The 242-nt window shown below is 40.9% G+C and carries 1 protein-coding gene; it reads left to right on the top strand.

Annotated elements, in window-relative coordinates:
• Positions 1-242 (top strand): flagellar export chaperone FliS (fliS, locus tag SB773_RS34185; protein ID WP_410594949.1); only part of this gene is annotated, 242 nt, incomplete at both ends.

The raw sequence follows: 242 nt of genomic DNA, 5'->3' as shown, positions 1-242 counted from the left end.
AGTTCATCATGCTTGGGAAAAAAGCAATTGAAGAGGGAAATATCGAAGTGAAAAATACCAACATCATAAAGGCGCAAAACATTGTCCATGAATTGATGGTGACGCTGAATATGGATGTCGAAGTGTCCAAGGAAATGATGAGTCTGTATGATTTCATGAACCGACGTCTGATAGAGGCGAATATGAAAAATGATGTTGCAGCCTTGGAAGAGGTCGAGGGACTCGTTACTGACTTCCGTAAT

The sequence above is a fragment of the Bacillus sp. SIMBA_074 genome (genome assembly GCF_046534555.1).
Lineage (GTDB): Bacteria > Bacillota > Bacilli > Bacillales > Bacillaceae_G > Bacillus_A > Bacillus_A mycoides.
The sequence above is the reverse complement of the archived record's forward strand: the minus strand, read 5'-3'. Positions and strand labels throughout refer to the sequence as shown.